This window comes from Umezakia ovalisporum Ak1311 (assembly GCF_029891685.1).
Classification (GTDB): domain Bacteria; phylum Cyanobacteriota; class Cyanobacteriia; order Cyanobacteriales; family Nostocaceae; genus Umezakia; species Umezakia ovalisporum.
Genome location: NZ_JANQDJ010000079.1, coordinates 36,746 through 54,117, shown reverse-complemented (window position 1 = coordinate 54,117; position 17,372 = coordinate 36,746). Strand labels below are relative to the sequence as shown.

General features: G+C 39.1%; 14 protein-coding genes. 8 read left to right on the top strand and 6 right to left on the bottom strand.

Annotation, left to right across the window (positions count from 1 at the left end):
* Positions 1-19 precede the first annotated feature (19 nt).
* From NWP25_RS15505 to NWP25_RS15485, 5 genes are all read left to right on the top strand, one after another.
* On the top strand, positions 20-361 hold the full coding sequence (locus NWP25_RS15505) for a translation initiation factor (RefSeq protein ID WP_280699732.1): 342 nt from the start codon (positions 20-22) through the stop codon (positions 359-361).
* A 72-nt stretch (positions 362-433) separates the two neighbouring features.
* The gene (locus tag NWP25_RS15500) at positions 434-592 is read left to right on the top strand and encodes a YqaE/Pmp3 family membrane protein (RefSeq protein ID WP_280652319.1); all 159 of its coding nucleotides are present in this window, start codon (positions 434-436) and stop codon (positions 590-592) included.
* 313 nt (positions 593-905) lie between these two features.
* Positions 906-1,847 carry a tetratricopeptide repeat protein gene (locus NWP25_RS15495; protein WP_280699730.1) on the top strand — a complete coding sequence of 314 codons (942 nt, stop codon included), beginning with the start codon at positions 906-908 and terminating at the stop codon, positions 1,845-1,847.
* A gap of 279 nt (positions 1,848-2,126) precedes the next feature.
* Entirely contained in the window at positions 2,127-4,745 is a 2,619-nt protein-coding gene (gene clpB, locus NWP25_RS15490) for an ATP-dependent chaperone ClpB (protein WP_280652378.1), read from the top strand.
* Between the two features lie 577 nt (positions 4,746-5,322).
* Complete coding sequence (locus NWP25_RS15485) at positions 5,323-5,610, top strand: hypothetical protein (RefSeq protein ID WP_280699728.1); 288 nt, start codon at positions 5,323-5,325, stop codon at positions 5,608-5,610.
* Positions 5,611-5,780: 170 nt separating this feature from the next.
* Here NWP25_RS15485 and NWP25_RS15480 read toward each other — a convergent pair whose 3' ends face one another.
* Entirely contained in the window at positions 5,781-6,338 is a 558-nt protein-coding gene (locus NWP25_RS15480) for an SRPBCC family protein (protein WP_280652316.1), read from the bottom strand.
* A 533-nt stretch (positions 6,339-6,871) separates the two neighbouring features.
* On the opposite strand from NWP25_RS15480, the gene NWP25_RS15475 reads away from it, so the two are divergent.
* The 3 genes from NWP25_RS15475 to NWP25_RS15465 are packed head-to-tail and all read left to right on the top strand — an operon-like array spanning position 6,872 to position 8,564.
* The gene (locus tag NWP25_RS15475; RefSeq protein ID WP_280652315.1) at positions 6,872-7,066 is read left to right on the top strand and encodes a hypothetical protein; all 195 of its coding nucleotides are present in this window, start codon (positions 6,872-6,874) and stop codon (positions 7,064-7,066) included.
* Positions 7,067-7,097: 31 nt separating this feature from the next.
* Complete coding sequence (rd, locus tag NWP25_RS15470; protein ID WP_280652314.1) at positions 7,098-7,262, top strand: rubredoxin; 165 nt, start codon at positions 7,098-7,100, stop codon at positions 7,260-7,262.
* Positions 7,263-7,319: 57 nt separating this feature from the next.
* A complete protein-coding gene (locus NWP25_RS15465; RefSeq protein WP_280652377.1) occupies positions 7,320-8,564 on the top strand; it encodes a BaiN/RdsA family NAD(P)/FAD-dependent oxidoreductase in 1,245 nt (414 codons plus the stop codon).
* On the opposite strand, the gene NWP25_RS15460 is transcribed toward NWP25_RS15465, so the two are convergent.
* From NWP25_RS15460 to NWP25_RS15440, 5 genes are all read right to left on the bottom strand, one after another.
* Positions 8,554-10,383 carry an ABC transporter ATP-binding protein gene (locus tag NWP25_RS15460; RefSeq protein WP_280652313.1) on the bottom strand — a complete coding sequence of 610 codons (1,830 nt, stop codon included), beginning with the start codon at positions 10,381-10,383 and terminating at the stop codon, positions 8,554-8,556. The genes NWP25_RS15465 and NWP25_RS15460 overlap by 11 nt on opposite strands.
* Before the next feature lie 69 nt (positions 10,384-10,452).
* On the bottom strand, positions 10,453-12,213 hold the full coding sequence (locus NWP25_RS15455; RefSeq protein ID WP_280657079.1) for an ABC transporter ATP-binding protein: 1,761 nt from the start codon (positions 12,211-12,213) through the stop codon (positions 10,453-10,455).
* Positions 12,214-12,311: 98 nt separating this feature from the next.
* Positions 12,312-13,274 carry an iron-siderophore ABC transporter substrate-binding protein gene (locus tag NWP25_RS15450; RefSeq protein ID WP_280652311.1) on the bottom strand — a complete coding sequence of 321 codons (963 nt, stop codon included), beginning with the start codon at positions 13,272-13,274 and terminating at the stop codon, positions 12,312-12,314.
* A gap of 92 nt (positions 13,275-13,366) precedes the next feature.
* Positions 13,367-16,000: a TonB-dependent receptor domain-containing protein gene (locus NWP25_RS15445; protein ID WP_280699727.1), complete on the bottom strand. Its 2,634-nt coding sequence runs from the start codon at positions 15,998-16,000 to the stop codon at positions 13,367-13,369.
* A gap of 185 nt (positions 16,001-16,185) precedes the next feature.
* Positions 16,186-17,196 carry a helix-turn-helix transcriptional regulator gene (locus tag NWP25_RS15440; RefSeq protein ID WP_280652309.1) on the bottom strand — a complete coding sequence of 337 codons (1,011 nt, stop codon included), beginning with the start codon at positions 17,194-17,196 and terminating at the stop codon, positions 16,186-16,188.
* Positions 17,197-17,372 lie beyond the last annotated feature (176 nt).

Here is a 17,372-nt window from a genome sequence, read left to right as displayed (position 1 = left end):
TTTATTAATCAAAGGTTTTATGTCTTCTTCTCAATCTTCTCACGATGGCTTTGTCTACCGCGAGTTTGGTAATGATAACTCTTCGGCTACAGAAAGAGGGATTCCCGAACTACCACCCCAGCAGCAAAATTTGAAGGTGCAAGCTTCTCGTAAGGGACGCAAAGGTAAAACTGTGACTGTGATTAGCGGTTTCCAAACTAAGCCAGAGGTTTTAGCAAGTTTAGTTAAGCAGTTGAAAACTCAATGCGGTAGTGGTGGTACTGTTAAGGATAACGAAATTGAAATTCAGGGCGACCACAAACAGAAAATTTTAGAGATTTTGACTAAGTTAGGTTACAAAGCCAAAATTAGCGGTGGCTGATGGGTGTGGTTTGTTTTGTACATAGTGTTTAAATTAAAAAGCATCTGGTTTTAATCTGCTTAGGAGGTTCTCATGGATTTAATTCGGATTTTATGTGCTATTTTTCTTCCCCCGCTAGGAGTGTTTTTACAAGTAGGTTTTGGTATAGATTTTTGGATTAATATCCTGTTAACTTTGTTGGGTTATGTTCCTGGAATTGTGCATGCAGTCTGGGTGATTGCTAGGAAATAATAGTTTGGGGAGGTGAATTGGTTAGCTTATCCTCCCTATTGGGGTGAAAATTCAGGATGTGATTGTTTACAGAACCGGATTGCGCCCCGCGCAATCCCGGAGGGGATGGCTTTTCGTTGTCACCGTCTTTAATTTAATTGTTGATTGGAAGTGGGTAATTCCACTTGGTGTTATGATATACACAACCAATAATTGGCGGTGACAGATGGTAGTTAAAACGAAAAATACCCAATTTGCCAGGTTGCTAAGAATAATACCAAGTACAGTATTAGGGATATTCATAGTCTTAGCACAGCTCCAGGTAGTGGCTGCAATGTGCAATACAAATCAATGTGATGTAAGCAACTCTGGAAAGTGGAAACAGGGAAAGCAGTTACAAACACGTAATTATTTTTTTGAAGGTATAGAGAAGCTGGAACAAGGACAATATCAAGGTGCGATCGCTGATTTTTCAGAAGTGCTTAAGATTGATCCTGAGTTTTTTAAAGCCTATTTCCTGCGAGGAATTGCCCGTGGTAGTTTAGAAGACTATGAAGGGGCAATAGCTGATTTTAATCAAGCTATCAGGCTTAATCCTAATGATGCTGATATCTACCATAATCGAGGAATTGCCCGTGGTAGTTTAGAAGACCATAAAGGGGCAATAGCTGATTATACTCAAGCTATCAGGCTTAATCCTAATGATGCTGATATCTACCATAATCGAGGAATTGCCCGTGGTGGTTTAGGAGACCATAAAGGGGCAATAGCTGATTATACTCAAGCTATCAGGCTTAATCCTAATGATGCTGATATCTACCATGCCCGGGGACTTGCCCGTGGTAGTTTAGAAGACTATGAAGGGGCAATAGCTGATTATACTCAAGCTATCAGGCTTAATCCCAATGATGCTGATATCTACCATAATCGAGGATTTGCTCGTGGTAGTTTAGAAGACTATGAAGGGGCAATAGCTGATTATACTCAAGCTATCAAGCTGAATCCTAATGATGCTGATATCTACCGTGTCCGGGGAATTGCTCGTAGTAGTTTAGAAGACTATAAAGGGGCAATAGCTGATTTTAATCAAGCTATCAAGCTGAATCCTAGCTACGCCAAAGCTTACGTGGCGCGAGGAATTTCCCGTCTTGGCTTGGGAAATAAGCAAGGTGCAATAGCTGATTTTAATCAAGGTGCAAAGCTGTTTCAGGAACAGGAAGATGAAGAATACTATGAACTGACTTTGGAATTGATTAGGTATATTCAGTCTCTTTGAAATCTCAACAGGTACTAATTGTTGACACTCCCACAGCTAGAAGCGGGTGGGCTTTCTGCTGTGATTTTTTGTAAACAATCATGTGGGTTATGGTCAGTGTTTCCTAAGAATACTTGTAAATTCAGGAGTGGGGGAAGGGAAATACCACTCACAGAAGACGTGAACACCGATCTCGCTAATCAGGGCTGCTGCTTACAATATGGATTAACGATAGAAAATTTAAGTCGGTGCAGCCTGAAGGTATTTATCCTTGGCGGTTCTTTATTATTGCAAAAATTTATGCAACCCACTAATCCTAACCAATTTACCGAAAAAGCCTGGGAAGCCATCGCCCATACTCCAGATGTTGCTAAACAATATCAACAACAGCAACTCGAAAGCGAACACCTGATGAAAGCACTGCTAGAACAAGAAGGACTAGCTAGCAGTATTTTCACCAAGGGGGGTGTTGATTTGCAAAAAATCCGCGATCGCACTGATGAATATCTTCAACGACAGCCGAAAGTGTCTGGTAGTAGCACATCTGTATTTTTGGGACGCAGCTTAGATACACTCTTAGATAAAGCAGAACGATATCGTCAAGATTTCAAAGACGAATATATCTCAATTGAACATTTATTGCTGGCTTACGCCAAAGATGACCGCTTTGGTAAAACTTTATTTCAAGAATTTGGTTTAGACGAAGGCAAGCTCAAGAATATCATTAAGCAAATTCGTGGGAGTCAAAAAGTGACCGACCAAAATCCAGAGGGAAAATATCAAGCACTGGAAAAATATGGGCGTGACCTCACAGAAGCAGCACGTCAAGGTCAACTTGATCCAGTAATTGGGCGGGATGATGAAATTCGGCGCACAATTCAAATTCTGTCTCGGCGTACCAAAAATAACCCTGTACTGATTGGTGAACCAGGTGTTGGTAAAACTGCAATTGCTGAAGGACTAGCACAAAGGATTATTGCTGGTGATGTCCCCCAGTCCCTCAAAGACCGGAAATTGATTGCTTTAGATATGGGGGCTTTAATAGCTGGCGCTAAATTTCGCGGGGAATTTGAAGAACGCCTGAAGGCGGTATTAAAGGAAGTTACTGAATCTGGGGGGAATATAGTTTTATTTATTGACGAAATTCATACCGTCGTCGGTGCTGGGGCTACACAAGGGGCTATGGATGCTGGTAACTTGTTAAAACCTATGTTGGCCAGGGGTGAATTGCGTTGTATTGGAGCCACAACCTTAGATGAATATCGTAAATATATCGAAAAAGATGCAGCTCTAGAAAGACGCTTCCAACAGGTTTATGTGGATCAACCCAGTGTAGAAGATACAATTTCTATTTTGCGTGGCTTGAAAGAACGCTATGAAGTCCACCACGGGGTAAAAATATCCGATAGTTCTTTAGTTGCAGCTGCTACATTGTCCAGTCGGTATATTAGCGATCGCTTCTTACCGGATAAAGCCATTGACTTGGTAGACGAAGCCGCGGCCCGCCTGAAAATGGAAATTACTTCTAAACCGGAAGAACTAGACGAAATCGACCGGAAGATTTTGCAGTTGGAAATGGAGAAGCTGTCTTTGCAAAAAGAAACTGATGCAGCTTCCAGAGAACGTTTAGACAGAATTGAAAAGGAACTTGCGGATCTTAAGGAAGAACAAAGAACTTTAACTGCTCAATGGCAGTCTGAAAAGGATATTATCAATAAAATTCAGTCTATTAAAGAAGAAATTGACCGGGTTAACTTAGAAGTTCAGCAAGCTGAAAGAAATTATGACCTGAATCGTGCTGCTGAGTTGAAATATGGCAAATTAACTAATTTACACCGCAAATTAGAAGGAGCAGAAGCGGAACTAGCCAACGCCCAAAAAACTGGTAAATCCCTATTGCGTGAAGAAGTCACTGAAGCTGACATTGCAGAAATTATTTCTAAGTGGACTGGAATTCCCATCAGCAAATTAGTAGAGTCGGAAAAAGAAAAACTGCTGTATTTAGAAGATGAACTGCATCATCGGGTAGTTGGACAATCCGAAGCTGTGACGGCTGTAGCAGATGCTATCCAGCGATCGCGTGCTGGACTTGCTGACCCAAATCGTCCCACAGCCAGCTTTATTTTCTTGGGCCCTACAGGGGTGGGTAAAACCGAATTAGCCAAAGCACTGGCGGCCTATATGTTCGACACTGAAGAAGCTTTAGTGCGAATTGATATGTCAGAGTACATGGAAAAACACGCAGTTTCGCGGCTAATTGGTGCTCCTCCCGGATATGTGGGTTACGAAGAAGGCGGACAGTTAACGGAAGCTATTCGTCGTCGTCCATATGCAGTGATTCTGTTCGACGAAATCGAAAAAGCACACCCTGACGTTTTCAATATCTTCTTGCAAATTCTTGATGATGGTCGTGTTACTGATGCTCAAGGTCATACTGTGGACTTCAAAAATACGATTATTATCATGACCAGTAACATCGGTTCACAGTATATTCTCGATATTGCTGGAGACGCTACACTTTACGACGAAATGCGTCGCCGCGTCATGGAAGCAATGCGAAATAGTTTCCGTCCAGAATTCCTCAACCGCATTGATGAAATTATCATCTTCCACGGCTTAGATAAAAAAGAACTGCGACAAATTGTTTTGTTGCAAGTAGAAAGATTAAGGGAAAGATTAAGCGATCGCAAGATGTCCCTGAGATTGTCAGATCATGCCCTTGACTTTTTAGCAGAAGTAGGATATGACCCTGTATATGGAGCACGTCCACTCAAGCGAGCAATTCAGAGAGAATTAGAAACCCAAATTGCCAAAGCTATGTTGCGTAGTGAATTCAACGACGGTGACACAATTTTTGTGGATGTACAGAATGAGCGCCTTTCCTTCAGTCGCTTACCTGCGGAGGTGTTTACCGGCTAAGAATAGCCACAGACTGGGAGATGTAGGAAATCACTGGGGAGGAAATCTCCAAATTTCCCCCAGATTCCAACACCTGATCCCACGATGTACAGGAGTGAGAGTCAGTTAGGGTAAAGGAAACTTACGTGGTAAGTTGGAATTCAGGGGATTCATCCGTGGGGTAGTTCAGATAAATGATTAAATAAATCCAAACCCATTTTTGTAGGGTGCGTTGTCCTAGAGGACAACGCACCATTTTTAATCTTCTACTTTTAATTTTTTACTGAGAATTCAAGAGGGCGTGTTTTCGCCTCGCCCAAAGCACCATCTTAAAACAGTCAATTTTTATTAAAATTTTATTGGGAGAAAATACGTAAAGTATTAGCACTGGGATGTAGCATTGATGTAACCAAAGAAAGGGAGAAAATAAATACCCTATTACTTGTATTTATGTATTTACTGAAAACTTTACTTAGTGATAAATTTTTATTGTTAGAAATAAATAAAGAGTCGTAAAAGCTGATGATTGAAACTGAAAGGTGTGATTAATTACTGTAATCTTTAGTAAACTACGAAAAATTTTACAAGTTCAAAATTTATGTCTCTAGAACAAGTTGATGCTTTTTATCAAATTTTGATGTCAGATCAAGCTATTTATGAACAGTACTGTAATAAGTGCTGTTGTTGTGGATTTTTCGGCAGCTTTCATTGGAGTAAAACTAAAATAGTCAATTTTGCTGCTAATTTAGGTTTCTACTTTACTGAATATGAGCTAGAAGAATTATGGTTTAAAAGCCAACCAAATATGGATATCAAGGCAGTTTTCTTGAGTTCAGACCAAAAAGACACGTTCCCCAACAGAGAACGCGTCTCAGTCATTAATTAGCCTAAAACTATGAACTTGGTTTTGGTTACCGTACAAAGTCTTTTTCCTGTGCAAGATAAATCCTTGCCAGGATGAAGTCAATCATCAATCAACCTTCGGTTTACCATAATCACCTGCATCTAGATGACCAAACCAAAATTCCAAAATAGTTGTTACCTGTGACATTACCTTTATTGAATTTTACATAGGACTTGTCGCATTTTACGCATATTTGCGGGCAACTCAAAATTCATGGCTTGCTGAATAAAAACTGCTGGGATGGGTATATTAGGGGTAGCTTTGACCTGATATGCCAACAAAGTGCCATTGCCAAAATCTTTTAAATCTAAAATAGCTGTAAAATCAAGAAAACTGCCTTTTTGCATCCGGAATTGAATTTCTTGTCCTAGTAACTCTACAACATCAAGATAAATTTCGACTTGAGCCGTAAAAAATAAAAAAGTTTTCTGTGCTGCTTGATACACCCGTTTAACTTCACCTTTGGACAAAACTTCACTTTTAGTGATGTCAGGGAAATATTGTACCCAACGAGGGTAATCAGTTAATTGCTGCCATACCTGTGATCGCAATAACGGTAGATACATACAGGCGGTAACAGATCCACCCCAAGCTGTATGGGATTCTGTTTGCAACAAGATTTCACCCTTCATGAGTGACGATTCCTTGTCTTGACTCCAAGGCATGTTCAAACCTCTAATCATTGAGTCTGAGATATGAGACGCAGACATATTGATTCCAGTTACTCCTCAACTTCTCCACCTATCAGCGTTGAAACTGCGAGCTATATAAATAGCATTAATTTCAACCAACTCAATTTTGGTTCCAGGGCCATGCTCTGAAACCAATCTTTTGTACTACATTATTCCGAAGGTTTACTCAATAAACTGTATTTATTGTCACGGTTTTTTAAACCATAAGTTAGAATCTCAGAAAATACAACTACTTCTGGATGAAAATCCCATTTGGAACGGGCAGAATTGCACAAATACAATTTCATACGTATATGTACATAATTAAAGAAAATGTTTTTAATTGTCCTTGCATTTATATAATATAGATTGTCTGATAACAAATTTATCTTGTCAACATCAATAGTCAAATTTAATTTGACTTGAAAAAATTCGGTTGATTGCCAATAATTTGCAGTAAAATCCGGAACTTATTGCTAAAAAACAGATTTTTTTGGCGGTTGTTGAGAATGATGAAAATATTCATAATGTCAACAAAACAGTCTTGAGCTTGATTTGAGGGGCACATTATCATGAGTCAATCTTCTTTAAGTCGGACACTAACCCAAGTTTTTGGCGTTCTTCTTGGTATTGGGGTAGGAGTGTGGTTGCTTAGAGGTTTTGGTGTTTTGACCTTTATTCCAGGTGGAGTAATAGGAGTATTAGTACTCGGGGCGATGGCTACAGGAATTGTGAGCTATATGCAAAGAACTTGGTGGCGCTTGTAGTGTGAATGTGTGATCCCAAGGGGTAAAAACTATGGAAAATTATGTATGTACGGTTTGTGGTTACGAATATGATCCTGAAATAGGCGACCCTAATGGCGGTATAGGACCGGGAACACCTTTTGAAGATATCGCAGAAGATTGGGTTTGTCCAGTTTGCGGGGCAACAAAAGACTTGTTTGAACCTCTAGAATTGTGAAAATAGTCGCTAGCCTAGAGGTAGGTGCTACATATAGAGACGTTTTTAGCTTTGAATATTAAACTATTGCCATTAAACATTGTAGTTATTGGGGGTGGCGCAGCTGGATTTTTTGGGGCGATCGCTTGTGCTGAAGTTAATCCTCGCGCCCAAGTCACATTACTGGAAGCTACTCGTCAACCACTGGCAAAAGTGCTCATTTCTGGTGGAGGACGCTGTAATGTTACTCATGCTTGCTTTGAACCAGCTAAATTAGTACAAAATTATCCCAGGGGTGGTAAAGCCTTGCGGGGTGCTTTCACTCGGTTTCAAGCTCAAGATACGGTTAATTGGTTTAATAACCAGGGTGTTAGGTTAAAAACAGAAGCCGATGGGCGGATGTTTCCTGTTACAGATACTTCAGAAACTATTGTAGAATGTCTAATCAAAGGGGCGGCTCAATGTGGGGTAGAACTACGCACTGGGACACCAGTGGTTGCTGTGAAAAAACTACCTCAAGCACCAGGGTTTGAAATTCTGTTAAAATCTGGAGAAACTAAACAGTGCGATCGCTTACTATTAGCCACAGGAAGCAACCCTGTCGGGTATAAAATCGCTAGGGAATTTGGTCATGATATTGAACCCCCTGTTGCTTCTTTATTTACCTTTAATATTCCTGACCCCAAGCTCAGGTCATTGGCTGGGGTGAGTGTCAACTCTGTACAATTACGGTTACCTGGTACGGTAAAACCCCAACTAGAACAAACAGGGCCATTATTAATTACCCACTGGGGTATGAGTGGCCCTGCTGTCCTGAAACTTTCGGCTTGGGGTGCAAGATATCTCCACGAAAATTGCTATCAAGCCACATTATTAGTCAATTGGCTACCTGACTTCAATCAAGAACAAATGCGGGAACAAATCTTAGCAGTTAAGACCCAATGGGGACAAAAAGCCATAGCTTTACATCGGGGAGTTGACTTACCCCATCGCCTTTGGCAATATCTTATTGATCGAGCGGGTATAACTACAGCAGACCGTTGGGCAGAACTATCCAACAAAAAATTAAATGAGCTGGTCCAAGAACTAACTCAGGGAAAATATTTAATTACAGGGAAAGGAGTTTTTAAAGAAGAATTTGTCACTTGTGGCGGTGTTAAGCTCAAAGATATCAACTTTAAAACCATGGAAAGTAAGTTAATTCCCGGACTTTACTTTGCCGGAGAAATTTTAGATATTGATGGTGTCACTGGTGGTTTTAATTTCCAAAGTGCTTGGACAACAGCATATTTAGCTGGTAATGCTATGGGAACTAGGGAGTGAAAATACCCGAATTATCCCTAAAAATTTGATCAAATGTCCCCTGTGCTTCTACTCTACCTGCTTTGAGCACAACAATCTGGTTAGCGCGACGCAATACAGAAGGGCGATGAGAAACCACAAGACAAGTTGGTGTCCAAAGATTTTCCCCTTGTGTATTGCTCTTGGTAAATATCCGCGACCATAACGTTAATTCTGTTTCTACATCCAAGGCGCTGGAAAGGTCATCAAATACCAGTAACTCCGGTTGACGCACAAACATTCGAGCTGCTGCTACCCGTTGTATTTGTCCACCAGACAACCGCACTCCTTTAGAACCAACTATGGTGTCTAAGTTTTCATTCATAGTCGCCAAGTCTTTCTCAAACACAGCCATGTTTAAAGCTATGGCTACATCTTGGTTATCTTTAGACAAACCCAATAAAATATTTTCTTGCAGAGTGTAGCTAAATAACTGAGGAATTTGGGGAGTATAAGCACTACGAGGTGGAACAAAAAAATTACCAGGGTTTTCCACTATATTTCCATTCCAGTAAATTTCTCCCCTTTGTTTAGGTAACAATCCTAACAATAAACGCAGTAATGTAGTTTTACCGGCACCAATTTCACCAGTAATTACAGTCAAACTACCGCGCTGAATTTCAAAGCTAACATCTTTAATTCCTTGGTGAGTACCAGGATAAATATATGTTAAATTAAATATAGTTAAAATTTGAAGTTTATCCTTTTCATTTCTCAAGGGTTGTTCTACTTTTGGCAAAGGTTTCTGTGCATTATTCAAGTCATTTAAATAAAGTTGATTCGGGGCTACTAATGCATTTTCCGATACAGCAGATACTAAACTAGCCATACGTTCAAAAGATACTTCTGTCTGCTTAGACAACGCTAGAAAGGCACCAAAAGAGGTAAAAAAGCTAGTGACAAAAGAGAGGTTATAGACAAATAAAGCAAAGTCACCCACTGTTAACTGATTGGTCTCACTTTGCATTAATTGAGAAGCCAAGAGTAGAATTATCCCTGTACCGACAGTCACCATATTTTGAAAAGCAGAATTGAGAATAGCGTTCAAAAGGCTATCTTTAATCATGGTTTGGCGACGTTGGTCATTTAAAGTACGAAAATAATCCAGGACATTTCTTTCTGCGCCAGCAACCTTAATCCCTTGTACTGAAGCAAATATTTCACCTAAAATTCCTGTAACTTTTTCAGTAGCTTGGCGACTGGCTTTTCTATACTTCTTAATCCGATTTTCTCCTCGTTGAATAATAGCCAACATAGCTACTAAGGGTAAAAACACACATAGTGTCATTTGCACGTTGATACTCAATAAAATTACTAAACAAAAAACAGCAAATATTCCTTCTCCAGAAATTTCTGATATCCATGCAACGTTGTCTTCTATTTGTTCAGCGTCATCACGAAAATAGCTAATTATCTCCCCCTGTGATGCGGTCTTTTCAGCTTCTTGATTAACAATCATTGGCTGTGGAGTGTGATTTTCAAACAAGCTATCTAACAAATTAAATCGCAGTAATGAGCGCATAATAAAACGGTGCTGAGTTTTGGTGATACGTCCCGCAAATATAACTGCGATGTGTCCCAAATTTAGAGCTAGTAATAATGTAATTAAACTTATAGGTGATAATCCCAATATAGCTTTATTAGTTAAACTATTAAAAAATTCCCTGATGATTAAACCAGGTAGGGCAGGTAAGCCCATAATTAAAATCCAGTAGATACTATCAATGATGTATAGTTTTGGTTTATAGCAAATCAGTCGCCACAGTAACTGCCAATGTTTGCACTTTTTTGTTGATTCCATGATATGTTGTTAATTTGTAATTCTTAGTTCCTCAAACTCACAGGACGCGAACTGGAGAAAAAAGTGGTATTAGGTTAATAAATCATTAAAGCCTGTCTGTAACAACTGGGCAAAACGCGATTGAGAATTTTTAACTAATTCTTCTCGTTGACCATATTCACTCACTCTACCTTGTTCTAAAATTAAAATTTGGTTTGCTCTTTGTACAGTGGCTAAACGATGAGCAATAATAATGCCTGTACGCCGAGTTAATAACTTATCAACAGCCCTTTCAACTAATTTCTCGGTGATGGGGTCGAGACGAGAAGAAGCTTCATCTAAAATCACTAAACCAGGTTCTTTGAGAAACACACGAGTAAATGCGAGTAACTGAGCCTGTCCCGCAGATAAGCCGCTACTATCTGGTCCTAAATTTGTATCTAAGCCTTGGGGTAATGAATACAACCATTGTGATAATCCCAATATTTCTAAAGTTTCATATATGCGTTCTTCGCTAATGTCGTGGTCAAAAAAGGTGAGATTATTCCGCACTGTTGTTTGAAACAATTGCACATCCTGAGTTACTAATCCAACGTGTTTAGGTAAATCTGTCATGGGAACTTGGTTAATTGCTACACCTCCTAACTCAATTGAGCCTGATTGTGGGTCATATAGTCTCAATAATAACCGGGCTAAAGAAGATTTACCGCTACCTGTACGCCCTAATAAGCCTAATACTTGACCAGCAGGTAAATTAAAAGATATGTCTTGCAATACCAAATCTTCAACGCCAGATTCTCGGTGATTGTAGCTAAATGAAATGTTATTAAAAGTTACTGCAAGTGCGCCGTGAGGGAGTTTCTGTTCCCCTCCTTTAGTGAGTTGGGATTTAACTGCGAGTAAATCTTGAATCCGGTAAATACTAGCTTCTGCTTGTTGCAGATCTTCAAATTGGTCGCGAATTTGTTCAATGGGTTCCCTGAGTAAATTGGTGTAATAGTATAGTAAATATACTGTACCGATAGTAATAATATTTTGACTCCAAAGGTAAGCACCAACGCTTAAGGCGATGGTAGTCCCTAGGGTAAAAATACCGTTAGTTGTACCCCAAAGAATAGTACTAGCAAAGCGGGCTTGATGAAAGATGGGTAGCCAGCTTTGTAAAATTTTGTGGAAGCGTTGCATTACATAGCTTTTCGCTCCATTGGCGCGGATGTCTTCCATTCCGGCTAGTTGTTCACCCACGAAACCAAAAAAATCAGCACTAATTTGACGATAAGTTCTCCAATGGGGGACAGCTATAGAACGCAGGCGAATTAAAGTAGATAATGCTGTTAGGCTAAAAAATGCGATGGCTAAACCGGCTCGCCAATCTTCTGCAAAGAATACTACAATCACACCCGACATCAACAGCAAGTTCCCAAATATGTGAACGCTCAATCTAGAAAAGAACTGCTTCATAGTGTGAACATCACCATCTACCCTTTCTAGTAATTCCCCTGGTGTGGAGAATTTATGAAAAGATAAATCTAGTTGCAAACAATGGTCAACTAAATCGGCGCGTAAAGCGTTGGTGGCTCTCCAAGCTATATTTTCGCCGTAGTAAGTAGCAGCAATGGTCATCAGTTGGGTGATTAAAGCTACAGTGATAAATACTAAAGCGGCTAAGAATAAATTTTCTCCTGAACCACCAGCTACAGCTGTGTCAATAAAGTAACGCAGAATTTGGGGATTAACTAATTGTAGTCCGATACTACCCAAAAGAGCCATGGCAAACTTAGCAACGCTTCCCCCTTGGGGTTTAAGATACTCTACGAGTAAGTTCCAATATTGCTGTAACCCAATTTTCATAAGTTTTAGCTATGAGCAAACTATATCTGGAGGCTGATTTCAGAGTACAGGAGTGATTATTTTTCAGCTAATTCTCGCTGTTTTACGCTTAATTACGCCTATGAAGATGGCAAATTTTTTCCTACTAAGTATTTGAATATGTCGTCCACAACTCCATTAGCTCCAATAATTCCCCATGAAGCAATCCATATATCACTTGTGACTGGATAAACACGATTTTCTTGTACAGCTGGTAACCGTAACCACAAAGGATGATTAATGAATTGTTGTAACTTTGATTCGTTATGTCCTCCTAGTATCAGAAAAACAGCGTCACCTTCTATTTTGGGAATTAATTCTAAGGAAATATTTTCTTGAGTTTTATTTTGATTTTGATATATAGGGCGAGGTAAACCTATTTCCTGTAAAATTAAGCCTCCAAATGAGCGATTCATATAAATCCGAGCATAACTTTTCCAAAAATTCACTAAGGATACTTGGGTTTGTGGAAGATTATCACCCAGCTGTTGACGTAAATTTTTGATTCTTTGGTCATAGTCTTGCAGTAATTTTTCTGCTTTTTCTGTTTTACCAAGTGCTTCACCAAATTTTGTTAACCACCGCTTCCAGTCAATATCCCCCTGTGCTAAAACTGTGGGTGCAATTAAAGATAATTCCTCGTATAAATTAGCATCCCAATCTAACCCTAAAATCAAGTCTGGTTTTAAATATAAAATTTTTTCTAAATTGGGTTGACCATTCATGCCAATTTTCTCAATTCCGTCGGTTAAATCGTCTAAATATTGCACAAAATTGTTATCGCTTAAGGTTGTGGCTGCTATTGGTTTGATTCCTAAAGCTAAAATATTATCTAAGCCACCTAAGACGACTATTCTCTGGGGATGGAAAGGTACTTTGGTTTGACCCATAGCGTGTCTGACCACCCGCACTGGATCTATATCAACAGAGTTTAAGTGAAAATTTCGTGTATTATTAATTCCACAACTTATGATAATCAAACCTGTGGCAATAGTTAATAATAAGGATATAAAGTTACCGAAAAAAAATTTTCTTATTGGCATAATTTATGCAAAATTTATTTCTGATATATTTGTAGGATTATTTTTAAGGTTTATACATAGGGTGAGCCATGTACCCATCCTGTGTTGAGTATTTACCAGAAAATTCTATATCCAACACTTAGAGTTATACCTCTTCCGGCATAATTAGCACTGTCAAAGAAAGGTGCAAAGTATTGTGAATAAACTGGGAAGTATTGGTTATTGAACAAGTTTTGAATGCCAACCTGTAGTTCACCTTCACCTACTTTAATACTGCTCAGGTAATCCACGGTAATGAAACTGCTAATTTTCCCATCCTCAACTTCATCATTAAAGCCGCGATGGCGATTGCCTGAATAGAGTAATTGTAATCGGTTTTGCCAACCTGGGAGAGTTTGGTTCTCTATATAAGCGGTCAATTTCAAAGGTGGAACTGTAATACTATTAAGTGCTAAATACTCCCCATCATCATCGTCATCATTTTCACCTTCTATCCAAGTTGCTGTACCGCCGAGTTTCCAACTTTCAGCAGTCTGGACATCAACAGCAGCTTCTATACCGTAAATCCTTTGGGGAGCGCGAACAGTTTCTAGGAAATCAGTGTCAGGGTTAAAATTAAAACTTGAACCTAAGTCAGAATAATTGTAAAAACCAGAAAGTGACCCTTGGATATTCTCCCATTCACCGCGAATGCCAATTTCGTAGTTATCTACTTTCTGTGGTTCTGTTAATTGCAAAGAATCTAAAATATTGACTACACCTCCAGGAGGTCTGCGGAAGACACGACCCAAGTCTGGCACAGAAAACCCTTGGGCAAAGCTAGCGAAAACACTAATCTGTGGGGTATATTTATAGACGATACCACCATTAAGAACAGTGGAATCAAAACTGCGATCGCCACCTTGAATATCCCGACGGGGAAATTCTGCGGTAGTGTAGTCTTCTAAACTCACACCTATATTCACATAACGTAAGCCACCGCTGAACCGTAAACTATCGCTGACATCCCATTGCAGCTGACCAAATATACCCAGTTCTCTAAAATCATACTCTGGAACAAAAGTGCGCTCGTCAATCTTGCGAAAAACTCGGTTTCCTGATGCTTCAAACTCCTCAGGGTCAAAAATATTAAATCTTTGAGAACTACGTTCTTTTTGATAATCAACTCCCCAAAGTAAACTCAGGGTTTGCTGAGAATTGAAAGGTGTTTCAACTTGCAATCTTCCACCCAACTGTTCAGATTCACCTTCTGACTGGGTGATAGCTCGTAACCTTCCATTCAAGTTATTAGTAGGAATTCCTCCACCAAAACCATAGTTACGATAGTAAGCTTGAGCCTGAAGTTTACTATCTAAAATATTGTCATTAGTGTAATTTAAACTGAATAAAGTATTTTTGATAAAGCTCCCATCACTAGGGCCAATCACAGTTGTTCCTTCAGGTAGCTTGAGAGCGCGAGATTTTTGAATTCCGGGAATTTCATCAATTGCTTCATCAGAAATAAAATTAGTATCTTGTTTTTGGTCAAAATGATTAAAAGTAAATTGTAGACGTTTGTCTGGACTTAATTCCACTCCTACCTTAGCTAAAGCATTGATTTTTCTGCTATCTTCATCACCTGCAAAATTAGCGATGCGATCGCCTTGTGCATCAAAGAAACCTCCAGTTGTCGCTAAAGAAAAACCCACAGTATAGTCAAATACACCTTCTGTCCCAGATATTTCCTGTGACAGATTATAGCCAAAACTATCTGCAGAACGAGTCAAAGAACTATCCAAACCAATATTTGTTGTAGAAGTTAGTCTTTGACCGCTTGGCCTTTTCGTAATAATATTGACTACACCACCAGTACCTTGACCACCATAAATCGCATTAGGACCGCGAACAACTTCAATGCGTTGAATCGCATTTGGATCTATAGTTGTGAGTGCGGCGGGAATTGATTGCAAGTTAGCATTCTGAGGGACGCCATCAATTAAAACTGAAATATTACGACCGCGTAAACTTTGCCCAAATGTGTTGCTACGGTTCGTGGGCGCGCCAAAGCCAGGAACAGTTTTAGCCAAAATATCAGCTAAGTTGGTTGTTAACTTGGCTTGCTGTTCAATTTCCTCGCGTTTAATCACAGTTACAGAACGTGATATATTCTGCAAGTTTTCTTCCGTACGTGTTGCAGTCACCATTAATTCTATAGATTCTTGATTTCCATCTGGGCTTTCTGGCGGTTGTGATGTCTTTTCTGGTTGAGGTTTTTGTGGGAAAGTTACAAGAGGTGTTATGATGAGGGTTAAACCTTGACTGCTATTAAATAACTCAACTTTTGGTAGTCCCTCGTCACTAGTGACTGTCACGCGGATACTATTAGGGTCAATATTAGTAACGGTTATTTCGGTAATACCCGGAACTGATCCGGAAGAAGTGAATGTGAACCCATCCCCACTGGGTAAAACCAATTGAGCATTGGGAATCTCTGCAATAAAACTATTGTCAACACTGCGATTTGTGATTTGTAGTTTTTCTCCTTCAGTGGTTTTTAAAATCACCTCGACACCTTTCTCGGTTGGGTTAGCTTGTACCCCATTGACAATAATTGTAGATTGGGGTGTGGAATTTTGAGATATCAATTCTTTCCCAGTACTGGCGGGAATTTTCACCTGATTCAGTTGGGTAAATCCCCAAACAGGTTTGCCTGTAACCACTACCCCAGTCAAACAAAGACCTGTGAATAATTGCAGCTTTTTTGACATATCTTCTTATAACAGTTAGGAATGTATTTCAAGAAGACTACAATGATTTGCCTGTGATTTAAAATACTTGTTCAGCTGCAAGACGGATTATTTTTGGCGATAAACGGATTTTTTTGAGAACAGGAGTATGGTTAATGGTTTGATTTGATTTTTGACCCAAAGTGGCCCAGAGGTTTAATGGGGGGTTAAGGTTGGTTCAGTGCTAGTTTTTCCAGTCGATAGTATTTGGGATTAACCCCAAACCGCTTACGAAAAGCAGCTGCAAAACAACCTTGGTTTGCATATCCAACAGCACGGGCTATTTCTTTGATACTCATCCCTCGTTCTAAAAGCAGTTGACGTGAGAATTCCATCCGCTGCTGATGCAAGTAACCAAAAGCTGTTGTCCCAAATACTTGATGAAAACCAATTTTCAGTTTGTAATCATTTAAGCCTACTTGATGAGCTAATTCCATTAATGAGGGGGGATTATTAATATTTTTGATTAAAATTACTTTGGCTGCATGAATTCTTTCAATATCCTCCTTTTTGAGGACTATTGATTTAGTTGTGGGTTTCTGGTTTTGTGTCAATTGATCTAATTTTATGGCAATTAGTTCTAAACACTTGCCTTCCAAGTAGATATATTTTATCATCCCCTGAAAAGGACAATTGATAATCTGCTTTAATGGCAGATACATTTCTGGAGTAATTATGTTGCTTTCAAAAAAATCTTGCTGACTATTTCCTTCTAGCAAGTCTCTTAATATCCTGGGTAATTTATTGCTATTGTTCAAAATAAAACTTTTCAGCAAATCTGGATTTATTATGTGAATATCTACTTTCAAGCGCCGCTTTTTAGCAAAGATTATAAAATCTCCTATTTTGGAGCTATCGTTTGTATAAACCCAGTGTAAAAAACTTTCTCCACTTTTTTTTTGAGAGTATGAGCCTGATAAATTAAACCCAAATTCTATGTTATTGTCTTGACTTTCTCCAGAATGATTAGATTCAATATATAAATCATCATAAAATTCTTCATCAATAATCAGTAAATCCATTGCTCGTAAATGAATCCATCGATGAAATCCTTTACCCAAGTTCTGAGGACAGAAGTTAATGAAATCATGAGGATCAGACACTTCTGGATAATGAGTGTTTTGGTTGACTTGTTTCCAAGTTCTTTTATAATCGGCTTGTGAAATTATATTTACCATATTGTTCTCAGAAAAGGAGATTTGTTTCTCAATTGTTTATGTTTAAAGTCAATCTATCCTGTATCAACTTTATTTCGGGGTTGTCTGCTCCACGGAAGGTAAGGTTTTAAAATACGGTTATTATCATAATTGGTGGTTTTAAAACTAAACTGACAACGGGCAAAGTTAGGGCAAGT

Bases quoted from the DNA above. Each gene is read 5' to 3' on its own strand.
- NWP25_RS15500 (WP_280652319.1), top strand. From the start codon at position 434: ATGGATTTAATTCGGATTTTATGTGCTATTTTTCTTCCCCCGCTAGGA.
- NWP25_RS15505 (WP_280699732.1), top strand. From the start codon at position 20: ATGTCTTCTTCTCAATCTTCTCACGATGGCTTTGTCTACCGCGAGTTT.
- NWP25_RS15440 (WP_280652309.1), bottom strand. From the start codon at position 17,196: ATGGTAAATATAATTTCACAAGCCGATTATAAAAGAACTTGGAAACAA.
- NWP25_RS15485 (WP_280699728.1), top strand. From the start codon at position 5,323: ATGTCTCTAGAACAAGTTGATGCTTTTTATCAAATTTTGATGTCAGAT.
- NWP25_RS15495 (WP_280699730.1), top strand. From the start codon at position 906: ATGTGCAATACAAATCAATGTGATGTAAGCAACTCTGGAAAGTGGAAA.
- clpB (WP_280652378.1), top strand. From the start codon at position 2,127: ATGCAACCCACTAATCCTAACCAATTTACCGAAAAAGCCTGGGAAGCC.
- NWP25_RS15455 (WP_280657079.1), bottom strand. From the start codon at position 12,213: ATGAAAATTGGGTTACAGCAATATTGGAACTTACTCGTAGAGTATCTT.
- rd (WP_280652314.1), top strand. From the start codon at position 7,098: ATGGAAAATTATGTATGTACGGTTTGTGGTTACGAATATGATCCTGAA.
- NWP25_RS15445 (WP_280699727.1), bottom strand. From the start codon at position 16,000: ATGTCAAAAAAGCTGCAATTATTCACAGGTCTTTGTTTGACTGGGGTA.
- NWP25_RS15475 (WP_280652315.1), top strand. From the start codon at position 6,872: ATGAGTCAATCTTCTTTAAGTCGGACACTAACCCAAGTTTTTGGCGTT.
- NWP25_RS15460 (WP_280652313.1), bottom strand. From the start codon at position 10,383: ATGGAATCAACAAAAAAGTGCAAACATTGGCAGTTACTGTGGCGACTG.
- NWP25_RS15450 (WP_280652311.1), bottom strand. From the start codon at position 13,274: ATGCCAATAAGAAAATTTTTTTTCGGTAACTTTATATCCTTATTATTA.
- NWP25_RS15480 (WP_280652316.1), bottom strand. From the start codon at position 6,338: ATGTCTGCGTCTCATATCTCAGACTCAATGATTAGAGGTTTGAACATG.